At 64.9% G+C, this 24,636-nt stretch carries 25 protein-coding genes and 1 pseudogene; 11 read left to right on the top strand and 15 right to left on the bottom strand.

Translation table 11 applies throughout. From position 1 onward, the window contains the following. Nucleotides 1-22 precede the first annotated feature (22 nt). Together NN5_RS04070 and NN5_RS04065 are read right to left on the bottom strand one after the other, a co-directional pair. Nucleotides 23-613, bottom strand: a complete 591-nt coding sequence (locus NN5_RS04070; protein ID WP_067732744.1) for an RcnB family protein — start codon at nt 611-613, stop codon at nt 23-25. Nucleotides 614-915: 302 nt separating this feature from the next. Further along, nucleotides 916-2,667 carry a DEAD/DEAH box helicase gene (locus tag NN5_RS04065; RefSeq protein WP_067732743.1) on the bottom strand — a complete coding sequence of 584 codons (1,752 nt, stop codon included), beginning with the start codon at nt 2,665-2,667 and terminating at the stop codon, nt 916-918. Nucleotides 2,668-2,974: 307 nt separating this feature from the next. On the opposite strand from NN5_RS04065, the gene NN5_RS04060 reads away from it, so the two are divergent. The 9 genes and pseudogenes from NN5_RS04060 (at nt 2,975) to NN5_RS04020 (ending at nt 9,250) form a co-directional block, all read left to right on the top strand. After that, nucleotides 2,975-3,682, top strand: coding sequence for a hypothetical protein (locus tag NN5_RS04060; protein ID WP_245656215.1), 708 nt, complete (start codon nt 2,975-2,977; stop codon nt 3,680-3,682). A 143-nt stretch (nt 3,683-3,825) separates the two neighbouring features. Next, the gene (gene rpiB / locus NN5_RS04055) at nt 3,826-4,263 is read left to right on the top strand and encodes a ribose 5-phosphate isomerase B (RefSeq protein ID WP_067732742.1); all 438 of its coding nucleotides are present in this window, start codon (nt 3,826-3,828) and stop codon (nt 4,261-4,263) included. A 20-nt stretch (nt 4,264-4,283) separates the two neighbouring features. Continuing rightward, the gene (gene glyA, locus NN5_RS04050; protein ID WP_067732741.1) at nt 4,284-5,582 is read left to right on the top strand and encodes a serine hydroxymethyltransferase; all 1,299 of its coding nucleotides are present in this window, start codon (nt 4,284-4,286) and stop codon (nt 5,580-5,582) included. Nucleotide 5,583: 1 nt separating this feature from the next. Beyond that, nucleotides 5,584-5,811, top strand: coding sequence for a hypothetical protein (locus tag NN5_RS04045; RefSeq protein WP_067732740.1), 228 nt, complete (start codon nt 5,584-5,586; stop codon nt 5,809-5,811). A 31-nt stretch (nt 5,812-5,842) separates the two neighbouring features. Continuing rightward, nucleotides 5,843-6,319, top strand: coding sequence for a transcriptional regulator NrdR (gene nrdR / locus NN5_RS04040; protein WP_067732739.1), 477 nt, complete (start codon nt 5,843-5,845; stop codon nt 6,317-6,319). 7 nt (nt 6,320-6,326) lie between these two features. Then, a pseudogene (locus tag NN5_RS04035) lies at nt 6,327-7,040 on the top strand (RNA methyltransferase); the annotation flags it as partial. Nucleotides 7,041-7,143: 103 nt separating this feature from the next. Further along, a complete protein-coding gene (gene bla / locus NN5_RS04030; protein ID WP_067732737.1) occupies nt 7,144-8,049 on the top strand; it encodes a class A beta-lactamase in 906 nt (301 codons plus the stop codon). A gap of 251 nt (nt 8,050-8,300) precedes the next feature. Continuing rightward, complete coding sequence (gene rpsD / locus NN5_RS04025; RefSeq protein WP_067732736.1) at nt 8,301-8,915, top strand: 30S ribosomal protein S4; 615 nt, start codon at nt 8,301-8,303, stop codon at nt 8,913-8,915. Nucleotides 8,916-9,055: 140 nt separating this feature from the next. Continuing rightward, a complete protein-coding gene (locus NN5_RS04020; RefSeq protein WP_067732735.1) occupies nt 9,056-9,250 on the top strand; it encodes a hypothetical protein in 195 nt (64 codons plus the stop codon). 18 nt (nt 9,251-9,268) lie between these two features. Here the strand turns inward: NN5_RS04020 and NN5_RS04015 are convergent, their stop codons facing one another. The 11 genes from NN5_RS04015 to NN5_RS03965 form a co-directional block, all read right to left on the bottom strand. After that, entirely contained in the window at nt 9,269-9,904 is a 636-nt protein-coding gene (locus tag NN5_RS04015; protein WP_067732734.1) for an AAA family ATPase, read from the bottom strand. Between the two features lie 169 nt (nt 9,905-10,073). Next, nucleotides 10,074-12,074, bottom strand: a complete 2,001-nt coding sequence (locus tag NN5_RS04010; RefSeq protein WP_245656213.1) for an alpha/beta hydrolase family protein — start codon at nt 12,072-12,074, stop codon at nt 10,074-10,076. Between the two features lie 92 nt (nt 12,075-12,166). After that, nucleotides 12,167-13,309, bottom strand: coding sequence for a tRNA guanosine(34) transglycosylase Tgt (tgt, locus tag NN5_RS04005; protein ID WP_067732733.1), 1,143 nt, complete (start codon nt 13,307-13,309; stop codon nt 12,167-12,169). Nucleotides 13,310-13,328: 19 nt separating this feature from the next. Further along, nucleotides 13,329-14,378 (bottom strand): DUF481 domain-containing protein, encoded by a 1,050-nt coding sequence (locus NN5_RS04000; RefSeq protein ID WP_067732732.1) that lies wholly within the window; start codon nt 14,376-14,378, stop codon nt 13,329-13,331. Between the two features lie 18 nt (nt 14,379-14,396). Beyond that, on the bottom strand, nt 14,397-15,170 hold the full coding sequence (locus NN5_RS03995; RefSeq protein ID WP_067732731.1) for an ABC transporter permease: 774 nt from the start codon (nt 15,168-15,170) through the stop codon (nt 14,397-14,399). After that, nucleotides 15,167-16,108: an ABC transporter ATP-binding protein gene (locus tag NN5_RS03990; protein ID WP_067732730.1), complete on the bottom strand. Its 942-nt coding sequence runs from the start codon at nt 16,106-16,108 to the stop codon at nt 15,167-15,169. Before NN5_RS03990 ends, NN5_RS03995 begins: the two co-directional genes overlap by 4 nt. Nucleotides 16,109-16,165: 57 nt before the next feature. Then, nucleotides 16,166-17,194, bottom strand: coding sequence for a tRNA preQ1(34) S-adenosylmethionine ribosyltransferase-isomerase QueA (gene queA, locus NN5_RS03985; protein WP_067732729.1), 1,029 nt, complete (start codon nt 17,192-17,194; stop codon nt 16,166-16,168). A gap of 72 nt (nt 17,195-17,266) precedes the next feature. Beyond that, nucleotides 17,267-17,947, bottom strand: coding sequence for a peptidylprolyl isomerase (locus tag NN5_RS03980; protein WP_067732728.1), 681 nt, complete (start codon nt 17,945-17,947; stop codon nt 17,267-17,269). Between the two features lie 109 nt (nt 17,948-18,056). Beyond that, nucleotides 18,057-18,587, bottom strand: a complete 531-nt coding sequence (gene coaD / locus NN5_RS03975) for a pantetheine-phosphate adenylyltransferase (RefSeq protein ID WP_067732727.1) — start codon at nt 18,585-18,587, stop codon at nt 18,057-18,059. Next, nucleotides 18,587-19,495, bottom strand: coding sequence for a polyprenyl synthetase family protein (locus tag NN5_RS03970; protein ID WP_067732726.1), 909 nt, complete (start codon nt 19,493-19,495; stop codon nt 18,587-18,589). Before NN5_RS03970 ends, coaD begins: the two co-directional genes overlap by 1 nt. A 3-nt stretch (nt 19,496-19,498) precedes the next feature. Further along, complete coding sequence (locus NN5_RS03965; protein WP_067732725.1) at nt 19,499-19,753, bottom strand: exodeoxyribonuclease VII small subunit; 255 nt, start codon at nt 19,751-19,753, stop codon at nt 19,499-19,501. A gap of 124 nt (nt 19,754-19,877) precedes the next feature. On the opposite strand from NN5_RS03965, the gene purL reads away from it, so the two are divergent. Beyond that, a complete protein-coding gene (gene purL / locus NN5_RS03960; protein WP_067732724.1) occupies nt 19,878-22,037 on the top strand; it encodes a phosphoribosylformylglycinamidine synthase subunit PurL in 2,160 nt (719 codons plus the stop codon). A 187-nt stretch (nt 22,038-22,224) separates the two neighbouring features. On the opposite strand, the gene NN5_RS03955 is transcribed toward purL, so the two are convergent. Both NN5_RS03955 and serB read right to left on the bottom strand, forming a co-directional pair. Next, entirely contained in the window at nt 22,225-22,575 is a 351-nt protein-coding gene (locus tag NN5_RS03955) for an endonuclease domain-containing protein (protein WP_067732723.1), read from the bottom strand. A gap of 94 nt (nt 22,576-22,669) precedes the next feature. Then, nucleotides 22,670-23,554, bottom strand: coding sequence for a phosphoserine phosphatase SerB (gene serB / locus NN5_RS03950; RefSeq protein ID WP_067732722.1), 885 nt, complete (start codon nt 23,552-23,554; stop codon nt 22,670-22,672). Between serB and miaA the strand changes: the two genes are divergently transcribed. After that, a complete protein-coding gene (gene miaA / locus NN5_RS03945) occupies nt 23,547-24,533 on the top strand; it encodes a tRNA (adenosine(37)-N6)-dimethylallyltransferase MiaA (protein WP_067732721.1) in 987 nt (328 codons plus the stop codon). The genes serB and miaA overlap by 8 nt on opposite strands. Nucleotides 24,534-24,636 lie beyond the last annotated feature (103 nt).

Genomic DNA, 24,636 nt, shown 5'->3' with positions numbered 1-24,636 from the left:
GGAAGCGGGGAGGAGCCCGCTTTTAGTAGAAGATGTCGTAGATGACCCCAATCACCTCGCCGGTGCGCTGGTCGATCAGCAGGGCATCATGATTATATCGCACCCAGATGCAGCCGGCCGGCGGAATGGGCAAGCTGTAGCGCCAGTAATCGGCAAGCCAGTAATTGCGCGTCCAGAACAGCGACGGGAGAATCTCGCCGATCACCCAGTCGTTGAGATACCAGCCACGCGGGCGCACATAGGGGCGAATGCGATAACGCTCCTGCGCACGGTAGGCCTGGCGATAGAGCTCGCGGTTCCGCTGGGCATCGTGATTCCTCTGCACGAGGGGAGGCTGTTTGCCCGGCCGATAGCTGTCCTGCCCGCGATAGACCTTGATGTCGGGGCTGTTCCTGCGGTCCGCGCTCTGCGTCTCGCGAGACGGCGAAGTCCGCGCCCGCTGCGTCTGGCTCGAAGCAGGCTGGCGTTGCGCGCGGTCTTTGGACGATTGCGGCGCTGTCTGTTGACGCGGTGGCTGGCCGGGTCCCCCTGCCCCCTGCGCCTGTGCATAGGACGGCATCGACATGGCCAGCAGGACGGCAAGCGGCGTGCTGACAAGATGGCGGTAGGACATTGGCACACTCCTCAATCCGCATCACGCGGGACATCAGCTGCCTAACGCCATCCCGGCAGTTCCACATTGCGGGTGATCAATGCCACGGAAATTTAGCGCCAAGGCTGCCGCTCCGAATGCGCCGACATTGCGGACAACTGGATTCCCGCCTGCGCGGGAATGACGAGTTCTTTGTGCGGAGATTCCGGTCTTGCCAGTCAGTCTGGTGAACCCGGCATCGTTCTGACACGTGTCGTGCCTTCAGACTGAACAACACCAGTTCCTCCCCGAGACCAGCTCGGGGAGGAATTGAATTCACAGTCTCACTTACCCCGGTGCGGCTTCTTGGCGCCCCATTTCTTCTTGCCGCCTTCGCCATGCGGGCCGGGCTTGCCGCCTTCGGGACGCGGGCCATGCTTGCGGAAGGGTTTGGGGGCATAGGCCGGGCCGCCCTTGTCCTTACGGCGGTGGCGGGCCTCGTCGCGCGGTTTGCCGTCGAAGGGCTGGATTTCGACTTCATCGTCGGGCTCGGCGGTGCGCCGCACGGCGTCGAGGAAGCGGCCGGCCAGCGCGGTGGGCACTTCGAACACGGTTTCGTGCGTGGTGATGCGGATCGCGCCGATCTCGCCGCGGCTGACGTGGCCGCGGCGGCACAGCAGCGGCAGGATCCAACGCGGGTCGGCATTCTGGCGGCGGCCGACATTGAGGCGGAACCACTGCGTGTCCTCGAAACCGGGGCGCGGGCCGCGCGGGGCCGGCGCCGCGTCGCTGGCAAGCAGATCCTCAGGCTCGGGCAGGCGCGCGCGGTGGGCATGGACCAGCGCAGCGGCGATTTCCTGCGGCGTGCGTTCGGCCAGAAGACGCTCGGCCAGTTCGTGATCCTGTTCGACACATTCGACCGGGGCGAGCAGCGCGGCCATGAGGCGTTCGCTGTCGGCCGTCCGAATGTCCTCGACCGAAGGCGGCGTGGTCCATTCGGCCTGGATGCGCGCGCCGCGCAGCATCGATTCCACGCGCTTGCGGCGCGGGTAAGGCACGATCAGGACCGCCGTGCCCTTGCGCCCCGCGCGGCCGGTACGGCCCGAACGGTGCTGGAGCGTTTCGGCATCGCGCGGAATCTCGACGTGGATGACGAGGCTGAGCGTGGGGAGGTCGATGCCGCGCGCGGCAACGTCGGTCGCCACGCAGACCCGCGCTCGGCGGTCGCGCAGGGCCTGAAGCGCATGGTTGCGCTCGTTCTGGCTATGCTCGCCGGACAGCGCGACGGCGGTGAAGCCGCGCTCGACCAGGCTGGCGTGAAGGCGGCGCACGGCCTCACGCGTGGCGCAGAACAGCATCGCGGTATCGGCTTCGTGGAAGCGCAGCAGGTTCACCACGGCATGTTCGATATCGGCCGGCGCCACCGCCATCGCCTGATACGTGATGTCGCCGTGCCCGCGCTGCTCGGTCATCGTCGAGATGTGCAGGGCGTCGCGCTGGTAGCGCCGGGCGAGCGCGGCGATGGGCGCCGGCATCGTCGCCGAGAACAGCAGGGTGCGGCGCTCGGCGGGAGTCGCGTCGAGGATTTCTTCCAGATCCTCGCGAAAGCCCATGTCGAGCATTTCATCGGCTTCATCGAGCACGGCGGCCCGCAAGTCCGAAAGGTCGAGCGCGCCGCGTTCGAGATGGTCACGCAGGCGCCCCGGCGTGCCGACGACGATATGCGCGCCCTGCGAGAGCGTGCGCCGCTCGCGGCTCGGGTCCATGCCGCCAACGCACGTGGCGATGCGCGCGCCGGCCTTGCCGTAGAGCCAGATCAGCTCGCGGCTGACCTGCAGCGCCAGTTCGCGCGTGGGCGCAATCACCAGCGCCAGCGGCGAAGTGGCGAAAGGCATGGCAGCGGCGCCGCCGAGCAGGTCTCCGGCCATGGCCAGGCCGAACGCGACGGTCTTGCCCGAACCGGTCTGCGCGGAAACGATCAGGTCGCGGCCATCGGCCTGCGGTTCGAGGACGGCGGCCTGCACCGGAGTGGGGGCTTCATAGCCGCGCTCGGTCAGGGCTTCGGCAAGAACCGGCGGAAGTTTCGAAAAAGGCATTTTACTCGCAAATCAAAAAGGGGCCGCCTGCGGCAGCACGCTGGGGGTCGGACATTTTCAGCCGGAAACATGTTGCGGATGGCTCGATCTTGCAGGGCCGATCCGTCAACGCTTGGGCGGCCCTATACATATCTTGAAGGCATTTGGCTTGTACTGATTTTCACGGGGATCGTCCGGCTTCGGGATGGAGCCGCGTTCACTCGCAGGTCAACATGCCGGGCGCAGTCCTCCCGACGCTGTATGTGTGCAGCAGCTCCCTCAAGGCCCTGCTTGACGGGAAGCGTGGCAAATGATGGAATCCCGCCCCGTGAACGACCATTCTCATAGCGACGAGCCACTCCAATCCGATTCCGCCAGTCAGCCCAAGGCACCTCCAAAGGCCGATTCGCGGGCTGAAGAGGCTGCGGCGGTGCGGCGGCGGTGGATCACTCTTGGTGAAACGCTGGCGGTTCTGGCCGTGGTGATCTCCGGTCTGACCCTGTGGAACAACTGGACCGCCCGCAGTGACCGGGAAGCGGCCGCGGCCGAAGAAACGCTGCTCGCCTCCACCCGCGCGGGGACGCTGGTGCTGGTGGTCGCGAGCGCCAGCGGCGATGAGCTGAAGCTCCTGCCCGCGTCATCCGAGCAGACCGTTCAGAGCCAGGAAGTCCTGTTTCCCGGCGCACTGGGCCTGCCTCCAGCCGCAACCACGGGACAGCCGCGGATTGAAGCCGCGTGGTTCGAACATGCCCTCAAGAAAGCCCGCAGCAAGGCCCGCCTCCCCGACGACAGCCGTGGCGACGAAAGGCTGCCGGTCGTGCTCACCACCCGCTTCCTTGCCGGCGGTGAACTTCATGAGAACCGCGCGCTCTACGACATCGGCTACAGCATTTCGGGCCATTGGCTCGGCGGCCACAGCGTGGCCTTGCGCGGCATTTCCCTCGCCGGCTCGGTCAAGAGCAGCAATGCCCAGGCCCGGCTGGACGCCCGGTGGCGCAAGCTGCTGCCGCAGAAGCAGGCAGATCGCCAAGAGTAACAGGAAACCCCGCACGCGACGCGCTGCAGTGCCGTTCACGCGGCCGCGTGGGATAGCCTTGCTCCCGGGACTCGCTTTGCGGCGAACTCGCGCCTAAGGGGAGCCCAAACGAATCCTCTCAAAAGGACAGGCCCGTCTCGCCCATGCGCATTGCCATCGCATCCGACCACGCCGCCGTCGACCTCAAGGCCGAACTGCGCGAATACCTCATCGGCCTCGGCCACGAAGTCGCCGACCTCGGCCCCGAAACCGCAGACCGCGTCGATTATCCCGACTACGGCTACAAGCTCGCCTCGGTCGTCGCCGACGGCACCGCCGAATACGGCGTTGCGCTGTGCGGCTCGGGCATCGGCATCTCGATCGCCGTCAACCGCAATCCGGCCTGCCGCTGCGCGCTCGTGTCCGAGCCGCTCTCGGCCGCGCTTGCCCGCGAGCACAACAATGCCAACTGCATTGCCATGGGCGCGCGCCTGACCGGGGTCGACATGGCCAAGGCCTGCCTCGACGCTTTCCTTTCGACCGAATTCGGCGGCGGCCGCCATGCCGGCCGTGTCGAAAAGCTCTCCAACCCGTCCTGCTGATCCGAAGAGGTCCACCGAACATGACCGTTGAAACCGCCATCCGTTCCCCCGGCTTCTTCACTGACACGATTGCGCAGAGCGATCCGGCCGTCGCTAACGCGATCGGCCACGAGATGAAGCGCGAGCGCAAGCAGATCGAGCTGATCGCCTCGGAAAACATCGTCTCCAAGGCCGTGCTCGAAGCGCAGGGCTCGGTGCTGACCAACAAGTACGCCGAAGGCTACCCCGGCAAGCGCTACTACCAGGGCTGCGAACCTTCGGACGAAGTCGAAACGCTTGCTATCGAGCGCGCCAAGCAACTGTTCGGCTGCGGCTTCGCCAATGTCCAGCCCCACTCGGGCGCACAGGCCAACGGCGCCGTGCTGCTCGCCACGGTGAAGCCGGGCGAGACCATCATGGGCATGAGCCTCGATGCGGGCGGCCACCTCACGCATGGCGCGCGCGCTGCCATGTCGGGCAAGTGGTTCAACGCCGTGCAGTACGGCGTCACCGCCGACACCCACCTGATCGACTACGACCAGGTGCAGGCGCTGGCCACCGAGCACCAGCCCAAGCTCATCATCGCGGGCGGTTCGGCCTATCCGCGCGTGATCGACTTCAAGCGGATGCGCGAAATCGCCGACAGCGTGGGCGCGCTGTTCCAGGTCGACATGGCGCACTTCGCCGGCCTCGTGGCGGCCGGCCTGCACCCCTCGCCCTTCCCGCACGCGCACATCGCCACCACCACCACGCACAAGACGCTGCGCGGCCCGCGTGGCGGCATGATCCTCACCAATGACGAAGCGCTGGCCAAGAAGATCAACTCGGCGGTGTTCCCCGGCCTGCAGGGCGGCCCGCTGATGCATGTCGTCGCGGCCAAGGCCGTGGCTTTCGGTGAAGCGCTGCGCCCCGAGTTCAAGGACTACGCCGCGCGCGTGATCGAGAACGCCAAGGTCCTCGCCGACACCCTGAAGGAACGCGGCGCCGCGATCGTCTCGGGCGGCACCGACACCCACCTCGCGCTGATCGACCTCTCGCCGCTGGGCGTCACCGGCAAGGACGCCGACGAGGCGCTGGAACGCGCGGGCATCACCTGCAACAAGAACGGCATCCCGTTCGACCCGCTGCCGCCGATGAAGACCAGCGGCATCCGCGTCGGCTCGCCCGCCGGCACCACCCGTGGCTTCGGCCCTGCGGAATTCCGCGAGATCGGCAACATGGTCGCCGACGTGCTCGACGGCCTTGCCAAGTGCGGCGAAGCGGGCGACGCTCAGGTGGAGCAGAACGTGCGCTCGCGCGTTGAAGCCCTTTGCGACAGGTTCCCTATCTACGAGGACTGACATGACTGACCCGCAGCGCCCCCATGACACTGGCGACTTCATCTTCGATGCGCGCCAGGAACTCGCCGGAATGCTTACAGATGGTCTCGACCATCCTTCGACCAAGCCGGTGCTCGTCTGGGGCGCGCTGGGAGCGGTTGCGGGGGCCATGCTCCCGTTCGTTTCCATCGGTCTCGGCCTTGCCGCCGGGGCCGGCTACAAGTTCTACAAGCGCGTCCGGCCCGACTGAGCGCGCCACGACCAAGAGAGTGATTGCCTGAATGCGCTGTCCCTTCTGCGCCCACGACGACACGCAGGTTAAGGATAGCCGCCCGACCGAGGACAACACCGCGATCCGGCGGCGGCGGCAGTGTTCGAGCTGCGGCGCCCGTTTCACCACCTTCGAGCGCATCCAGTTGCGCGAAGTCACGGTCGTGAAAAGCGACGACGCGCGCGAACCTTTCGAGCGCTCCAAGCTCGAACAGTCCGTGACGCTGGCCTGCCGCAAGCGCGGGATCGACCGCGAGAAGATCGACCAGCTCGTCTCCGGCGTGCAGCGCCAGGTGGAAACCAGCGGCGAGGCCGAGATTTCCTCGCTCGCGATCGGCGAAATGGTGATGGAAGGGCTGCGCGTGCTCGATTCCGTCGCCTATATCCGTTTCGCCAGTGTTTACCGCTCCTTCAACGAGGCCAAGGACTTCGAGGAATTCGCCGGAACCGTGCGCGATGTTGCCGGGGGAGATCCGGACAATGTCTGAACAGATGCCCGTCATCGTCCTCGTCCGGCCGCAACTGGGCGAGAACATCGGCAAGGCCGCCCGCGCCATGCTCAATTTCGGCCTCACCGAAATGCGGCTCGTCACCCCGCGCGACGGCTGGCCCAACCCTTCCGCCGGCCCGGCCGCAGCGGGCGCCGACGAGGTTCTGGAACAGGCGCAGGTCTTCGAAACGCTGGCAGAGGCGGTCTCGGACTGCGCCAACGTCTATGCCACCACCGTGCGCAAGCGCGGCGTTACCAAGCCGGTCGTCACGCCCGAAGAAGCCGCGCGGGAAATCCACATCATGCCGGGCCGCTCGGCCTATGTCTTCGGCCCTGAACGCTCCGGGCTGGAGACAGAGGACGTCGCGCTGGCTCGCGCGATCCTGACGGTGCCGATCAATCCCGAATTCGCCTCGCTCAACCTGGCGCAGGCCGTGATCCTGTGCGCCTACGAGTGGAGCAAGGGCGCATCACTCCAACAACCGACCGTCGAGGAACTGCTGCCCCCTGCCCCGCAGGACGAACTGGAAGGCCTGATCGGCCACTTCGAGCGCCTGCTGGAAGACAAGAACTACTTCTGGCCCGAAACGCGCGCGGCGTCCAACCGGCTGACCTTGCGCAACCTACTGACCAAACCGGCCTGGAATCACCTCGAAGTGCGCACCATGCGCGGCGTGCTGTCCGCGCTGGAAAAGGCCCGCCGCCCGCGGGAAAGCTGAAGCGCTTGCAGTTTTGCACAGAGTCCTGGCACGCAAAGATCCATCGTCCGTTGCCCTGACGCTCAAGCTGCTCGATTACCTCCGCACGCGGAGGAACACACCCATGCAGGACAGACGCCAGCTACTGATCGCAGGCTTGAACACGGCCATCTGGGGCGCTGCCATCTGCGGCGCATCCGGGCGAGCACTCGCAGCGCCGCCCCGGCATTCCCCCACCGATGCCCTGCGCGCCATCGAACGGGACGCAGGCGGGCGCCTCGGTGTCTTCGTGCACGATACGGCGAGCGGCCGCAGCTTCGGCTGGCGCCAGAACGAACGCTTCACCCACTGCAGTTCCTTCAAGCTGTCGCTTGCCGCCATGATGTTCGCCGGGCGCGATGCCGGGACCATCGACCTCGGCCGGGTCTTGCACTGGACCCAAGCCGACCTGCTGCCGCACAGCCCCACAACCACGCCGCATGTCGGCTCGGGCCTCACCGTAAACGAACTCGCCCGCGCGGCGTTGATCGAAAGCGACAATACCGCCGCGAACGTGCTGCTCAAGACGTTCGGCGGCCCTGAGGCCGTCACCCGTTTCTGGCGTACTCTCGGGGACCGGGTAAGCCGCCTCGACCGCTTCGAGCCGGACCTCAACATCACGCCTCCCGGCACCGAACTGGATACGACGACCCCCAAAGCCATGGCTGGAACGCTCCAGACCCTGCTGACGGGCCAGCACTTGTCCGTGCAGAGCCGCGAAACACTGAAGACGTGGATGAGCGCCGTCACGACGGGCAGCGACCGCCTCCGGGCCGGCTTTCCCAAATCGTGGGCCAGCGGCGACAAGACGGGCACGGGCCGCTACACTTATGTCGATCTTGCCTTTGGCGGCCCGGCCGGCAAGCCGCCGCTCTATGTCGCCGCCTATTTCGAGCCGGCTGTGCACCGGCCGCTGATCGACCCGGCCGCGACAGCCGTCCTTGCGGCTGTCGGCGATGTCGCAGCTCGGCACTATGCCCGTAAGGACTGACGGTTCGCTGACGATCCGGGGAAACGCAAGCCTCCTGGTTCCGATCCTGCTTTTGCCTTGACTCCATCGCCTTTTCGCTTAAGGGGCACGCCTTCACATGGCGCCTGCCCCTTCGGCAGGTCTGTCCATTCGGCCCCGCACCCCGGTGAAGCGGCGGCCGCATCCGGCGAAATACGGCCGGATGGTGCGCCCCGGGAAATTATGGATCGCTGGCCATTCCGGCCGGGCGACAAGCAGAACGGAGACGACTTATGTCGAAGCGCAAGAGCGCCAAGTACAAACTCGACCGCCGCATGGGCGAGAACATCTGGGGCCGCCCCAAGAGCTCGGTGAACCGCCGCAGCTACGGCCCCGGCCAGCACGGCCAGCGCCGCAAGGGCAAGCTGTCGGACTACGGTCTGCAGCTGCGCGCCAAGCAGAAGCTCAAGGGCTACTACGGCGACGTGACCGAGAAGCAGTTCAAGCGCACCTACCAGGAAGCCGCCAGCATGAAGGGCGACACCGGTCAGAACCTGATCGGCCTGCTCGAACAGCGCCTCGACATGGTCGTGTACCGCGCCAAGTTCGCGCCGACCATCTTCGCGGCTCGCCAGATCGTTTCGCACGGCCACATCCGCGTGAACGGCGTGAAGTGCAACATCGCCTCGCGCCGCATCAAGGTTGGTGACATCATCAGCCTGGGTGACAAGGCCAAGGAAATGGCGCTGGTCATCGAAGCCCAGAGCCTGCCCGAGCGCGAAGTGCCCGACTATGTTTCGCAGGACGGCACCGACAAGGTGACTTTCGTTCGCGTCCCGACGCTCGACGAAGTGCCCTACCCGGTGAAGATGGAACCGAATCTGGTCGTCGAGTTCTACTCGCGCTGATCTCGGATCCTCTACGGATTTCAGGAAAGGGCGGTCCTTCGGGGCCGCCCTTTTCGTTTGGCCGCACGCGTGTGTTTTTCCGTGGCTTTATTGACACTTGTCAGGGAACTGACGCGGAAATCGGGCATTAGGCCGGCACCATGAAAAACTATCGTTTCGTCACGCCCAAACGCACCGGCAAATGGTATCCCGATCTCGAAACGGCGCAGCGCCATGCCTGCGAAATCGGCGCCGGTTATCTCGACACCCGCACCGGCCAGTTCGTGGCCTATGTCGGCACTGTCCTGGAAACCATTATCCGAAGCACCACGCGGCCCCGTGCCGCCACGGCCTGAACCCCACGGTCTATCGGATCAGGTAACTGGCGCCAGCCCCAGTTGGGCGCTCACCCAGTCCCACAGCGCATCGGCTTCGGCAGCCGCCTTCCCCTCCGGCTCGACTTCCGAGGCGACCTCGCCGGAGGCCGAGGCCCGGTGGAACGCCGCCCGTTCCCCGAAATGGACGGGGCAGATCTCCAGACCATGGCCTCCAACCTGACTAGCGGTATCCGCCAGCAGCCGCGTGGCGCGGGCGGGCACGGCATTCAGCAGGACATAGGCCGGCTTGCGTGCGTACTTCACAAGCTCCGACGTCGCTTCCAGCGCATGAAGATCGAACGCGCGGGCCCGCGTGGGGATGAGGATCAGATCCGCCGCCCGCGCCGCCTCCCGCGATGCCAGGTCGCTTTGCGGCGGCGTATCGATCACCAGGATCTCCGATCCGCCCCGCGTGGCTTTCAGGATCGTGCTGACAAGACGCACCGGCGGGCAGGTAATCACTTCAGGCAGGTAATCGCCCCGCCAGTCCCCCCAGGCCGCGGCCGTCGCCTGCGGGTCCATGTCGATGACGCAGCTTTTCCGGCCATCATACGTCGCGCAAGTCGCAAGATGCAGCGCGAGTGTCGTCTTCCCTGATCCGCCCTTCTGACTGACAATCGCTATCGTCGGCATGACTTCGCTCTCGGCTTTCCAAAGGACAGTGAAAGCTGGCTTCCGATTCGCCTAAGGAGACCAGCAGCGGGATCTCAGGTTCCCTGAAACGGATCATCCTGTCCAGCCGCTTTACCGGCCACTTGCCCGCTCCTGCGCAACAAGCTGCCAGCAACGCGGTGGAGCCGGTCTATTTCACTCCAAGATTGGCTCTCAGAAAGGCGTCACTTTCACTCAGCATACGGGTGCGAGCCTTCGAATCGCGCAACTGATGATCGAGGCCGTGGAACTCGACATAGGTCACGGACTTGCCTGCATCCTTGAGCTTCTTTTCCATGACCCGGCTTTCCTCGACATCGACGCTCTCATCGATATCGCCATGGAACATCAGCACTGGTGCCTTGAAACGATCGGCATGCTGGGCAGGCGAACCTTCCCCCACGGACGGACCAAAGCCAATCTGCTTTTCGACCAGACGAAAGTTGGTGTAATCCCGAAACTGGTTCCGGAGCATTTCCAGATCGGTAACGGGAGCCACGGCGACAATGGCCTTGAACAGGTCAGGATCAAGCACGGCGCTCTGCAGCGCGGCGTACCCGCCATAGGACCAGCCCACGATCGCCAGTTTGCCCTTGGCGGCGATACCCTGCTTTTCCAGCCAGTGGCCGGCATCGTTGACGTCGCCAATGGCCTGCCGCCAGGATTGAAAGCCATTCTTCTGGAACCAGTCCTCGCCGTACCCGGATGATCCCCGATACTCCGGTTGCAGGACAGCGTAACCGCGAGCCGCGAAGAACTGGACAAACCAGTCGAAACCCCATTCGTCGCGCGCGCCCGGCCCGCCATGCGGCATGACAATCGCAGGCAGGTTCTTGCCGGACGATCCGACTGGAAGCGTCAGGTAAGCCGGGATCATGGTGCCATCGGCCGCCGGATAGCTCACCGTCTTCATCTCGGCGAGCTTGACGCCCGCAAGCTGCGGCCGGATCGGCAGCACGGCTTCCAGCTTGTGGCTGGCCTTGTCGAACAGATAGGTCATGCCCGGATCGGTATCGCCCGACGCCTCGATCAACAGCTTCGCTTCCCCCTCGCTGGCATCGAGGAAATCGATCTGCGGCTGCCCGGGCAGCGCCTTGGTCAGGGAACCCGCGAGCTTGGCCAGTGCGGGATCGAAAAATTCGTAGAAGCGCCGATCCGTTGCATAGCTGACGCCGACAACGCGATCATGCCTGCCGATGGTCACGAGATCGTCGACGTCGACATCATTGCGTCCCACCACTTCGCTCTTCGTCATGCTGCCGTCGAGCGTGATGCCGAACAGCTTCAGAAGGCCATTGTCGCGCTGGAAACCGTACACGACATTCTTTGCCGCATCGACATGGACAGGCGTAAAGCCATCGGTGAGGCGGCCGTCGTATTGGGTCTGCGAAAGCGTTTCCCAGTTATCGGAACCCGCTTTCCGGTAATAATAGCGTTTCTTGCCGCTCAAGGTGCCGGAATCGCTGGCTTCCGCCACCCCCATGATGCGGACCTGGCCATGCATGTCGGACAGATAAGTGTCGGCATAGCGGTTGGCATGTTCGACCGTCCGGCGCCGCGCGTTGCGGGTATCCACCATTTCGACACCCAGCCCCAGCTCGGTATTCGCCAGGCGCGTATTGCGTGTGTCCTCCGGCACGAAGGCGCGCGTCATCAGTACGCTGTACGGATTGCCCTCGACCACATGATCGACAATCGTCCCGCCGTCTTGCGCAAGCGCCAGTGAACGCGAGTTCGTGAGAGCCGACAGCTGGATGATATTGCGCCCATCGGCATCGAGCGCAAAGCTGCGCCAGAAGGTCAGAAACGGCCGCCGCACCGTGTAGTGCGAGACGATCGTGCACACCAGCCGGTCGTCGGTCTGCCAGGAGCAGGAATGAAGCTCCCCATCCTCTTTGGAAACTTTCATGATCGTGTTCGGGGCGCCGCCGGCCACCAGATCCACGACCGAAACCACCGACCCATCATTGAGCGGCGTCACGTAGGCGGCCTTGGCCCCGCTGGGCGACAGGCTCATCTGCTGGATGCTCGCCAAGGCGCCGAAACGTTCCGCGTCCAGCCGGGCATCCGTGCCGGCGACAGCCACCTCCGACAGCCCGCACAATGCCACCAGTCCCGTCGTCAGGACCAAAGACCGTAAAACACCCTTCACTCTCGCCCTCCTTCCGCCATGGGAGGAGATTGACGAATTCGCCTTCTATTTCAACAACTCGGAAGCAATTTCAAAAAGTTAATCCCTGCAGATCACTCCTGGCGCAGGTAGTCTCGCCGGAAATCGGCCGCGAAGGCAGCGAAACGGCCTTCCGCGATTGCGTCGCGCATGCCCTGCATCAACTGCTGGTAGAACGAGACATTGTGCTCGGTCAGCAGCATCGCGCCCAGAATTTCGCCGGACCGGATCAGGTGATGGATATAGGCGCGCGAATAAGTCCCGCAGGTGGGGCAGGTGCAGCGCTCGTCGATCGGGCCGGTATCCTCGGCATGGCGGGCATTGCGCATGTTGAGCGGGCCGTTCCAGGTAAAGGCCTGCCCGTTTCGGCCGGAGCGGGTGGGCAGCACGCAGTCGAACATGTCCACCCCGCGCTCGACCGCGCCGACGAGATCGTCGGGCTTGCCCACGCCCATGAGATAGCGCGGACGGTCCGCGGGAAGCTGTCCCGGCGCGAAATCGAGCGTGGCGAACATGGCCTCCTGCCCCTCGCCCACGGCAAGGCCGCCGATGGCATAGCCGTCGAAGCCGATATCGGCCAAGGCGTCGGCGGATGCCTTGCGCAAGCCTTCGTCAAGCGCGCCCTGCTGGATGCCGAACAGGGCCGAACTGGCCGCGTGCTCGCCCCCGCTGTCGAAGCCTTCGCGGCTGCGTTTCGCCCAGCGCATCGACATCTCCATCGAGCGGGCAATCACGTCGCGCGGCTGATCGATCTTCGGACATTCGTCGAAGCACATGACGATGTCCGAGCCGAGCAGGCGCTGGATTTCCATCGAGCGTTCGGGCGTCAGGTGATGGCGCGATCCGTCGATATGGCTGGCGAAAGTCACGCCCTCCTCGGTGATCTTGCGCAAGTCGGACAGGCTCATGACCTGATAGCCGCCGCTGTCGGTGAGGATCGGGCGGTTCCAGTTCATGAACTTGTGCAGCCCGCCCAGCCGCGCCACCCGCTCCGCGCCGGGGCGGAGCATCAGGTGATAGGTATTGCCGAGGATGATGTCGGCGCCGGCGGCGCGCACGTCCTGCGGCTTCATCGCCTTGACCGTGGCGGCCGTGCCCACCGGCATGAAGGCGGGTGTGCGGATCTCGCCGCGCCGCATACGGATCACGCCAGTGCGTGCCTTGCCGTCGGTGGCGTGGATCTGGAATTCGAAGCGGGGATTGGATTGGGACGTCATGTCCCGCCCGCTAGCGAACTCAGAAGCCGTAGACCAGCGAGAAGCGCGATATCGTGTCCGTCGGCAGCGTTCCCGTGGCCGGCGAGGTCTCGTGCTTGATCGAATAGGACAACTTGGCCTTCAGGCCCTTGGCCATCCCCGCTTCGAGACCGGTCAGCGAGGTGAAAGTGCTGTCATCCGATCCGACATAGCTGGTCGCGTTCTGCGTCAGCTTCAGCGTGCCGTTGACCTTCCAGTCGAAATCGAGAGTGGTCAGCGCCGACCAGGTCGTATCGTTCGGCTCCTCCAAATAGTTCGTGCGGCGCAGCGCCGGCCCGGCTTCGACGGATAGGTTCATGTCATCACTCTTGATCACCCGGTAGCCAAGCCCTCCGGATGCCGAGTAACGATCCCGGAACCCCTGGATTTCATCCTTCTCATACTGAAGGCGGCCATAAGTGAACACACCGTCGCGCAACGTGTAGCGCGGCTGATAGCTCGCACCGTACTGCTCGCGCGTGACAGTGCCGGAATCCTTCTGGTAATCGGCGCTGAGCTGGATCGTATGCTGCCAGTCGATCCCCTTGCGATCGAGTTTCGCCGCGCCGGTGAACCCGAAATTGCTGGTATTCCCGGTCGACCGGAATGCGCCCAGCTCGACCTGCCCCTTCCACAATTTCAGCACGCCGGAATTGCGGATACGCTCGCGATCGGCCTCGGCCCGCCGCTCGATCAGCAGCTTGTGCCGGTTGACGTAAGCCTCGTTCATCGCGTCGATCTCGTCCTTGTCGAACGGATTGGTCTGACGCGCGAACTTCACCAGCGCGGCGACCGCCGCGGTATCCTCTGTCTTCATCGCCGCTTCGAGCAGCTTGCGCACCGGTTTTGCAAGATGCGGCGGATCAGCCTCGATGAACGGCACGGGATCGACGAAAGGCGGCACTTCCACGCGCAAGGGGCCTGCCGGGAGCACGTCCTCGACGGCAGCGTCATCCGCAGCCGCATCTTCCGGAGGCTGCGTCCGGGCCGCGACCGGACCGGCAAACACGAGCAAAGACAGAATGGCGAGGACGGGGGGAGACTTCGTCATGCCGGGGTTTTTATCGAGTCATGTCCGCAAGCGCCACCCGGTCTTGAAGATCCACGAGATGAACGCCACGCAAATTGCGAGGAAAAACAACGTGAGGCCCAGCGAGACGCCGATCGACACGTCCGAACTGCCGTAGAACGTCCAGCGCAGGCCATTGACGAGATAGACCACCGGATTGGCCATCGCCACCGAACGCCAAGGCTCCGGCAGGACATGGATCGAATAGAACGTGCCGCCCAGGAACGTCAGCGGCATCAGGATCAGCATCGGCACGACCGACAGCTTCTCGAAACTGTCCGCCCAGATGCCCAGGATGAAACCGAACAGCGAGAAACTGGCCGAAACCAGCAGGATATAGCCGAAAGCGTAGATCGGATGGGCGATCGTGTAGTCGACAAAGAAGCTGGCCGTTCCCAGAATGATCGCCGCCAGAATCAGCGACTTGGTCGCCGCCGCCCCCACGAAACCGGCCAGCGTTTCCGCCACGCCGACGGGCGCCGAAAGCAGTTCGTAGATCGAACCGGTAAAACGCGGCATGTAGATCCCGAAACTGGCATTGGAGGTACTCTCGCCCAGCAAGGTCAACAGCAGCAGGCCGGGCACGATAAAGGCGCCGTAGTTCACACCGCCCATGCCGCCCTGCATCTGTCCGCCGATCGCGGCCCCGAAAACCACGAAATAGAGCGTCGTCGTCAGCACCGGCGCGAGGATCGACTGCATGGCCGTGCGGAAGGCCCGCATGAGTTCCTGCTTGTAGATGGTCCAGGCGCTGCGGGCATTGAACAGGCTCATGCAGCGCCTCCTTCCAGCAGATCGACAAAGATGTCTTCAAGGCTCGATTCGTGGATGTCGATCGCGGTGTAGTCGATGCCCGCGCGGGTGAGCGCCTTGGTCAGCTCCGCAACTTCGGCGGTGCCGCCGCGGCCGCCGTCTCCCCCGCCGCCGCGATAGCACAGCACTCTGCCTTCTTCGGTCAGCGACACCGGGAAAGCCGCCAATGCCTCGGGAATGCCGCCCAGCGGCTGTGCCAGCGTGATCAGCGCCTCGGTCCGGCCGAGGCGCTCCATCATCGCCTGCTTGTCATCGACCATCAGGATCTCGCCCTTGTTGATGATGCCGACGCGGTCCGCCATTTCCTCGGCTTCTTCGAGGTAGTGAGTGGTCAGGATGATCGTGGTCCCGCGATCGCGCAGCAGGGCGATCTGGCGCCACATGTCGCGCCGCAATTCGACATCGACGCCCGCGGTCGGCTCATCGAGAAACAGCAGTTCGGGTTCATGGGCCAGCGCCTTGGCGATCAGCACGCGGCGCTTCATGCCGCCGGACAGCGTGCGGACCTGGGCATCGCGCTTGTCCCAGAGGCTGAGCGCGCGCAGGATTTCCTCCACCTTGGCAGGGTCCGGCGGCAGCCCGAACAGCCCGCGCGAATGGCTTACCGTACGCTGGACCTTCTCGAACATATCGGTCGCAAGTTCCTGCGGAACAAGGCCGACACGCGCGCGCAGACGGCGCCAGTGGGCGGCCATATCCTCACCAAACGCATGGATCGTGCCCGACGTCGGCCGCACCAGCCCGCACACGGCACCGATCAGCGTCGTCTTGCCTGCGCCATTGGGGCCAAGCAGCGCGAAGATCTCGCCCCGGTTAATCGAAAGGTCCACACCCTTGAGCGCAGTGAAGCCGCCCGAGTACGTCTTGGTCAGGCCGCTGATTTCGAGAATGGTTTGCATCGCCCCTAGATGCGCGAGCACGGCGACAGTTCCAAGACCCTATCCCCGAAAGAAGAACTACGGCAGCAACAAGCTGGAATCGCCGTAGGAATAGAACCGGTAGTCCGTGGCAATGGCGCGGGCATAGACCGCCTGCATCCGCTCGCGCCCCATCAGCGCCGAAACCAGCATGAACAGGGTCGATTTGGGCAAGTGGAAATTGGTCATCAGCCCGTCGATCGCCTTGAAGCGATAGCCGGGAGTGATGAAGATCGACGTGTCGCCCTCGAACGGGCGGATCACGCCGTCATCGCCCGCCGCGCTTTCCAGCAGGCGCAGCGAGGTCGTGCCGACCGCGATCAGCCTGCCGCCTCGGGCCCGCGTTTCATTGAGGCGCTCGGCCGTTTCCGCGTCGATGCGGCCCCATTCCGCGTGCATCCGGTGATCTTGCGTGTCGTCCGCCTTGACCGGAAGGAACGTGCCTGCCCCGACATGCAGGGTCAGCGTTTCGCGCGCGATGCTGGCCGCATCGAGCCGCTCGACCAGTTCCGGCGTGAAATGCAAGGCTGCGGTCGGCGCGGCGACCGCGCCTTTTTCGCGCGCGAACATGGTCTGATAGTCGCTCGCGTCGGCCTCGTCGGTCTCGCGCTTGCCGGCGATATAGGGCGGCAGCGGCATCCGGCCGGCCCGCTCCAGCAGCACTTCGACCGGCTCTTCGCCTTCGAACAGCAGCGTCCAGCTGCCGTCTTCGTGGCGTTGCTCGGCCAGGGCACTGACATCGGCGGGAAAGGCAATCCGGTCGCCCGGCTTCAGCCGCTTGGCATTGCGCACGAAGGCCTGCCAGCGCCGCAGATCGATCCGCTTGTGCAGCGTCGCGCCGATCCGCGCTTCGCCGCGCAGGCCTTCAAGCTGCGCCGGGATGACCCGCGTATCGTTGAAGACCAGCACGTCGCCCTCGCGCAGCAGGTCCGGCAGATCGCGCACATGACGGTCCGCGAAAGGCGCCTCGCCCTCGACCACCAGCATCCGGGCGGCATCGCGCGGCCGGGCGGGACGCAGGGCAATGCGTTCGGGCGGCAGGTCGAAATCGAACAGGTCAACACGCATGGCGCGGCGCGCTAGACGAACGCAGGCGCTTCGACAAGCGCGCGATCACGCACCGCGAGCCTGCCGAAGGGATCAGTTCGACTGCGAATTGCTGAGCTGATCAGCCGTAATCGGCGCGGATGCAGCCTGCATGGCGGCGAAGTCCGGCGGCGGCAGGTGCTGCGATGCCAGCGAGGCCTGGACGATCTTCGTCGGATTGGCGGGCGGCTCGCCGCGCTGGATCTTGTCCACGTATTCCATGCCCGAGATCACGCGGCCGAACACGGTATATTTCCGGTCAAGCGCGAAACGCGGGTAGAAGACGATGAAGAACTGGCTGTTGGCACTGTCCGGATCGTTGGTACGCGCCATCGAGACCGTGCCGCGCAAGTGCGGCATCGAATTGAACTCGGCCTTGAGATCCGGCAGCTGCGAACCGCCCTGCCCGGTGCCCGTCGGGTCGCCGGTCTGCGCCATGAAGCCGTCGATCACGCGGTGGAAGATCTGGCCGTTGTAGAAGCCTTCCTTCGTCAGCGTCTCGATCCGCTCGACATGATGCGGCGCCCAGGCCGGCATCAGGCGGATCGCCACGCGCCCGCCGTCCGACAGATCGAGATAGAGCACATCGTCCGGATCATGCGTCGGATCGGGATCGACGAAAGTCGGCAGCGCGGTGGGAGCCGGCGTGACCGGTTCCTTCTTCTTGGCGATCGCGGGGGTGGCAACGAGCGCAACGCCCATCATCAAGGTGGTCAGCGGCAGGCGAAACTTCATCGAATACTCACAAACAGGTCCGATCATGGCATGGCGCGATAAAGCCCGGCCGCTGTCGGCACAATGAATGATTTGGGAATGATTTGGGAATGATCCGGGCAAAGCCTCTTCAGTAATCCCCCTGAAGGCCATTGGCAGCGATGCGTGCCACCACATCCTCACGCACGGCGGGGCTGACGAATTTCGCGATGTCGCCGCCGAACATGGCGATTTCCTTGACCAGCTTCGACGCAATCGGCTGCAGGCTCACGTCCGCCATCAGGAACACCGTCTCGATGTTCGAATTGAGCTGCTGGTTCATGCCGGCCATCTGATATTCGTATTCGAAGTCCGCCACCGCGCGCAGGCCGCGCACGATCACGGTCGCCCCCTGCTTCTGGGCGAACTTCATCAGCAGCGCGTTGAAACCCACCACGGCAACGTTGTCGATGCCCATGGCAGCGACTTCACGCTCCACCATGGCCATCCGCTCTTCGGGGGAGAACAGCGGGTTCTTGGACATGTTGGTGGTGACGCCAATGATCAGCTTGTCCACCAGCTTGGCACCGCGCCGGATGATATCGGCGTGCCCCAGCGTGAGGGGATCGAACGTGCCGGGATAGACGCCGATCCGTTCGCTGCCCGTCTCCACCCCCGCCATCAATGATCCCTCTCGACGATATAGCGCGCCACGGCGCGCAGAAGATCGGCCTCGCGGCCATGCTGCGCAAGATGCTCGATCGCCTGCTCCACCAGCATCCGCGCCTGTTCGCGGGCCCGCTCGGGGCCGAGCAGCGAGACGAAAGTCTGCTTGCCGGCAACGGCATCCTTGCCCACGGCCTTACCGGCCACTTCCGCATCGCCTTCATGGTCGATGAGATCGTCGGTGATCTGGAAGGCCAGGCCGATATCGCGTGCATAGCCGCGCAGATGCGTGCGCCCTTCCGGCGCGACACGCCCGAGGATCGCCCCCATCTCAACCGCAGCGCCGAGCAAGGCCCCGGTCTTGAGTTGCTGGAGCCGAGTGACGGTCTGCAGATCGAACTCGCTGGTCTCGGCGACGAGGTCCATCATCTGCCCGCCCGCCATGCCGCGCGCGCCGCTCGCCTGGCCCAGCGCCTGCACCAGCTCGATCCGCGTAAAGGGGTCCGCGCTCGTCGCCGGATCGGAAAGCACTTCGAACGCGAAAGCGTGAAGCGAATCGCCTGCCAGCACAGCCGTTGCATCGTCATAGGCCAGATGCACGGTCGGCTTGCCGTGACGCAGCGCGTCATTGTCCATGCACGGCAGATCGTCGTGGATCAGCGAATAGACGTGGATCGACTCAATCGCCACGCCCGCGCGCACCGCAGCCTCGCGCTGCACGCCGTACATTTCCGCAACGGCCGTCAGCAGCAGGGGCCGCAGCCGCTTGCCACCGCCAATCGCGGCATAGCGCATCGCTTCGATCAGCTTCAGCCGGGGATCATCAGGAAGCGACAGCAGCGCGTCGAACGCATCGTCGATTTCGCTGGCGATACGGGCCAGCCCTTCGGCCAGCACCAGACCGGTCTCGCCGGACGCGCTCACTGCTCAGCGTTCCGCTGCATCGAACGGCTGCGTTCCGGCAGCCGCGCCATCGGGACCAGCCACGATCCGCTCGATCCGCGCCTGCGCCGCATCGAGCCGCTTCTGGCAATGCTGGCGCAGCTTCTCGCCCTTTTCGTAAAGCGAGATGGAGTCTTCCAGCGGCACATCGCCGCTTTCGAGCTGCCGCACGATGGTTTCAAGGGCACGCAGAGCATCCTCGAAGCTCAGCTCTGCGATCTCTTCGGTCTCTCCGGTCATGCCGCAGCAATGGCCGCCTCGCCGGGCACGGTCAAGGTGGGAACCGGAGAATTCCGGGATGATCCGTGCGAACAGCGATGCAGCGGGCTAGCGCAGGCGAATGGACATGGCTAAGGCGCGTCGCATGAGCGGAATCACCCCTGACGTCGTCGAGGCGCATGGCCTCAGCCCCGAAGAATACGAGCGCGTGCTCCATGCACTGGGCCGCGAGCCGAATCTCGTCGAGCTCGGCATCTTCTCGGTCATGTGGTCGGAGCATTGCTCGTACAAGTCGAGCCGCTTCCACCTGAAGAAACTGCCGACCGAAGCGCCCTGGGTCATCTGCGGCCCCGGCGAGAACGCGGGCGTGATCGACATCGGTGACGGTCAGGCCGCCATCTTCAAGATGGAGAGCCACAACCACCCCAGCTACATCGAGCCCTATCAGGGCGCGGCGACCGGCGTGGGCGGCATCCTGCGCGACGTCTTCACCATGGGCGCGCGCCCGGTGGCGAACATGAACGCGTTGCGCTTCGGCAGCCCCGATCACCCGAAGATGAAGCATCTGGTGCAGGGCGTGGTCGCGGGCATCGGCGGCTACGGCAACTGCGTGGGCGTGCCGACCGTGGGCGGCGAGACCAATTTCCACAAGGCCTATGACGGCAACATCCTCGTCAACGCGATGACCGTGGGCGTGGCCGATACCGACAAGATCTTCTATTGCGCCGCCACGGGTCTGGGCAATCCGATCGTCTATGTCGGCTCCAAGACCGGCCGCGACGGCATCCACGGCGCCACGATGGCTTCGGCGGACTTCGACGAGAACAGCGACGAGAAGCGCCCGACCGTGCAGGTGGGCGACCCCTTCACGGAAAAGCTGCTGATCGAGGCCTGCCTCGAACTGATGGCGACCGACGCCATTGTGGCCATTCAGGACATGGGCGCAGCGGGCCTCACGTCCAGCTCGGTCGAAATGGCCAGCAAGGGCGGCGCGGGCATCCGGCTCGACATGAACATGGTGCCCTGCCGCGAAGAGGCAATGACGCCTTACGAAATGATGCTTTCCGAGAGCCAGGAACGCATGTTGATGGTCCTGAAGCCCGGCAAGGAAGCCATGGCCGAGGCCATCTTCAAGAAGTGGGAACTGGACTTCGCGGTGATCGGCGAAGTGACCGACACCGGTCACATGGTGCTGGAATTCAACGGCGAGGTCGTCTGCGACATCCCGCTCGGCCCGCTGGCCGACGATGCGCCGGAATACGAACGCCCCTATATCTCGCCTGAGGAATACAAGGCCTGGGCCAATGTGCCCGCGCTCGGCGACGTGCCGGAAAGCACGGACATCGGCGCGGATCTCGTCAAGTTGATGGGCTGCCCGGACCTCGCCTCGCGCAAGTGGATCTGGGAACAGTACGACAGCCAGGTCGGTGCCGACACCATGCAGAAGTCCGGCGGCGATGCAGCCGTGGTGCGCGTGCACGGCACACCCAAGGCGCTGGCGATCAGCACCGACTGCAGCCCGCGTTACTGCTACGCCGATCCCTACGAGGGCGGCAAGCAGGCGGTGGCCGAGACCTACCGCAATATCAGCGCGGTCGGCGGCCTGCCGCTGGCGATCACCAACTGCCTCAACTTCGCCAACCCGCAGCGCCCGCAGATCATGGCGCAGATCGTCGGCTGCCTGAACGGCATGGGCGATGCCTGCCGCGCGCTCGACTATCCGATCGTCTCGGGCAACGTCTCGCTCTACAACGAATCCAAGGCCACCGGCGGCGGTTCGGCGATCCTGCCGACCCCGGCGATCGGCGGCGTCGGCCTGCTTGCCGATCACGACAAGATGGCGACCATTGCGTTCAAGAACGACGGCGATGACGTGTTCCTGCTCGGCGGAAACGGCACGCACCTCGGCCAGTCGCTGTGGCTGCGCGAGATCGCGGGCCGCGAAGCGGGCGATGCGCCGGCCGTCGATCTCAAGGTGGAAGCGGCCCATGGCGCCGCCGTGCGCGGCTGGATCGGCGAAAGCAAAGTCACGGCCGTCCATGACGTGAGCGACGGCGGCCTGCTCGTCGCGCTCGCCGAAATGGCACTGGCAGGCGGCAAGGGCTGCACGCTCGACAAGGCCCTGACCACGGCAGAGGCCTTCGGCGAAGACCAGAGCCGCTATGTCGTGACGGCTCCGGCCGGCACGCAGCTGCCGGGCGCGGTCAAGATCGGCACGGTCGGCGGCTCCACTGTAGCGGGCGTCGAAATCGCCGCGCTGCGCGAAGCCAACGAGGCGTTCTTCCGGGACTGGATGGAGGGCTAACCCCTCCACCACCCGCTGCCCCTCGGGCAGTTCACCCTGAGCGGCCGGCCTACCGGCCAGCCGAAGGGCGGACGGTCCCCCTCCCCATCGCTTCGCGACAGGGAGGATTTTAAGAACGAAAAATCCTCCCTGTTTTGCAAAGCAAAATGGGGAGGTGGCATTCGCGCAGCGAATGACGGAGGGGTTTTCAACGCTCGCGGCAAGCCGCGACGATGGCTTCAACGGCCTCGTCCACGTTCCGCAAAACCTCAGCCACCGGAATCCGGATCACCCTGATCCCCTTCTCCCGCAACCACGCATCCCGCTCAACATCCCGCTGCGGATTGTCGCCCATGTCATGCGCAATACCGTCAATCTCGATTCCAGTCTTCACCGAAGGACAGTAGAAATCGAGTACGAACGGCCCCGCCGGATGCTGCCGACGAAACTTGATCCCCATCGGCGCCTTGCGCAGGCGCTGCCACACCAGCACTTCCGGCAGTGTCATTTCCCGGCGGAAACGGCGCGCCTTTCGAACGGTTTGACCGGACGGCGGCATGGCAACTCCCCCTCCACCACCGCTTCCCGGCGGTCCCCCTCCCCATTTTGCCATGCAAAACAGGGAGGATTGGGGAAGTTAAAAGTCCTACCGGTTATTCCCGCACCCAGTCCGTCTCCGGAATGCCCAGCAGGCGCAGCACGCTTGTCAGGTCGCCGCGGTCGATCCAGCCGTTGGCGGCCGCGCGGGCCTTGGGCTTGGCGCGGTAGGCGATGCCGTAAGTCGCCGCTTCCAGCATCGGGATATCGTTGGCGCCATCGCCGGTCGCAAGGCTGGTCGCCCCTTCCCGCTCCTCGGCCATCAGCGAAAGCAGGGTGGCCTTCTTCACCGAACTGTCGACGATACCGCCGACCAGCCCGCCGGTGAGTTTGCGGCCCGAAACTTCGAGACGATTGCCCACCACCTGCTCGAAACCCAGCCATTCGGCTACGGGATCGGCGAAGTGGTGGAAACCACCCGTCACCAGCACGGTACGGCAGCCCAGCTTCTTCAGCGTCTCGACCAGGATCTTGGCCCCGGCCATCGGGCGGATACGCCCGGTGAGGCACTGGTCGATCGCATCGATGGACAGCCCTTCCAGCAGTCCGACACGTTCGCGCAGGGCCTGTTCGAAATCCAGCTCGCCCTGCATGGCGCGCTCGGTGATCGCGGCGATGCGCTCCTTGAGCCCGGCGAAATCGCCCAGTTCGTCAATGCATTCCTGGCCGATCATGGTGGAATCCATGTCGGAAATGAACACTTGCGGGACCGAGGGTTCGTCGGAGCAGACCAGACCGTCGCTGGGCGCGAAATGCGCATCCAGCCCGGCCCGCAGCGCGGCGGCGTCGTCATCAGGAGAGTCGATCTCCATCGTCTGCCCGCAGAAATCGAGCATGGACGCCGAGGCGATCCGCACGCCCGATTGGGCAAGGTCCGCCTTCGCGGCATCGATCCGGGTCGAAAGATGATCCGGTTCTGCTATCAGCCGGGCAATGAGCACTGCGAATTCCCTTGATGCGTCATACGATATCGAAGCCGGAGACCGGCCGCCGCTGGCGCTCATTGCAGGGCCGACCGCCAGCGGCAAGAGCGATTGTGCCGTCATGCTCGCGCAGGAACTGGAACGGCGCGGGCGGCGCGCCGTTATCGTCAATGCCGACAGTTCGCAGGTCTATGCCGATCTCACCATCCTGAGCGCCCGCCCCACCTCAGAAGAGATGGGCGGCATCGAACACCGCCTGTTCGGTGCCTGGGACGGTGCGCAAGGCTGTTCCGCCGCCGACTGGGCCCGCGCCGCGCGCGAAACGGTCAGCGATATCCATGCGCAAGGCGCCGTGCCGATCCTCGCCGGCGGCACCGGCCTTTATATCCGCACCCTGCTCGACGGCATTGCGCCCGTGCCGCCGATCGACCCGCAAGTGCGCGAAGACGTCCGCGCCCTGCCGGTCGACCGGGCCTATGCGGCGCTTCTGGCGGAAGATCCCGAACGCGCCGCCCGCCTCGCCCCGGCCGACACCACCCGCATCGCCCGCGCGCTGGAAGTCGTGCGCTCCACCGGCAAGCCGATTGCCCACTGGCAGGCCATGACCACGGGCGGCATTGCCGGTGCCGTCACGCTCTTTCCCGCCATCCTGCTGCCCGAGCGGCAGGCGCTCTATGCGCGCTGCGACTTGCGCTTTGCGCGCATGATCGAACGCGGCGCCATCGCCGAAGTCGAAGCGCTGCTGGCACGGCGACTCGATCCCGATCTGCCGGTCATGCGCGCGATCGGCGTGCCCGAACTGGCCGGAGTCGTTGCCGGATCGTGGTCTCTGGAGGACGCCATCGTGCGCGGATCGCAGGCGACACGCAATTATGCGAAGCGGCAATACACCTGGCTGCGCCACCAGCCTCCCGCCGGTTGGCCGCGCATTGAATTTCAAAATTTCGATACAAAGCAAGTTCAGGATATTTTATTACGCGTTTTTGGGTTGACGTAATACATATGGTCCCCTAGAGGCCTCCACAGCCTGCTGATGAAAGTTTTGCGGGGAGGAGAGATTGACCCGGCGCGGCCATTGCTGTGTCGGGTCGGTTTCTTTA

The organism is Novosphingobium naphthalenivorans NBRC 102051, assembly GCF_001590985.1.
Classification (GTDB): domain Bacteria; phylum Pseudomonadota; class Alphaproteobacteria; order Sphingomonadales; family Sphingomonadaceae; genus Novosphingobium; species Novosphingobium naphthalenivorans.
The sequence above is the reverse complement of the archived record's forward strand: the minus strand, read 5'-3'. Positions and strand labels throughout refer to the sequence as shown.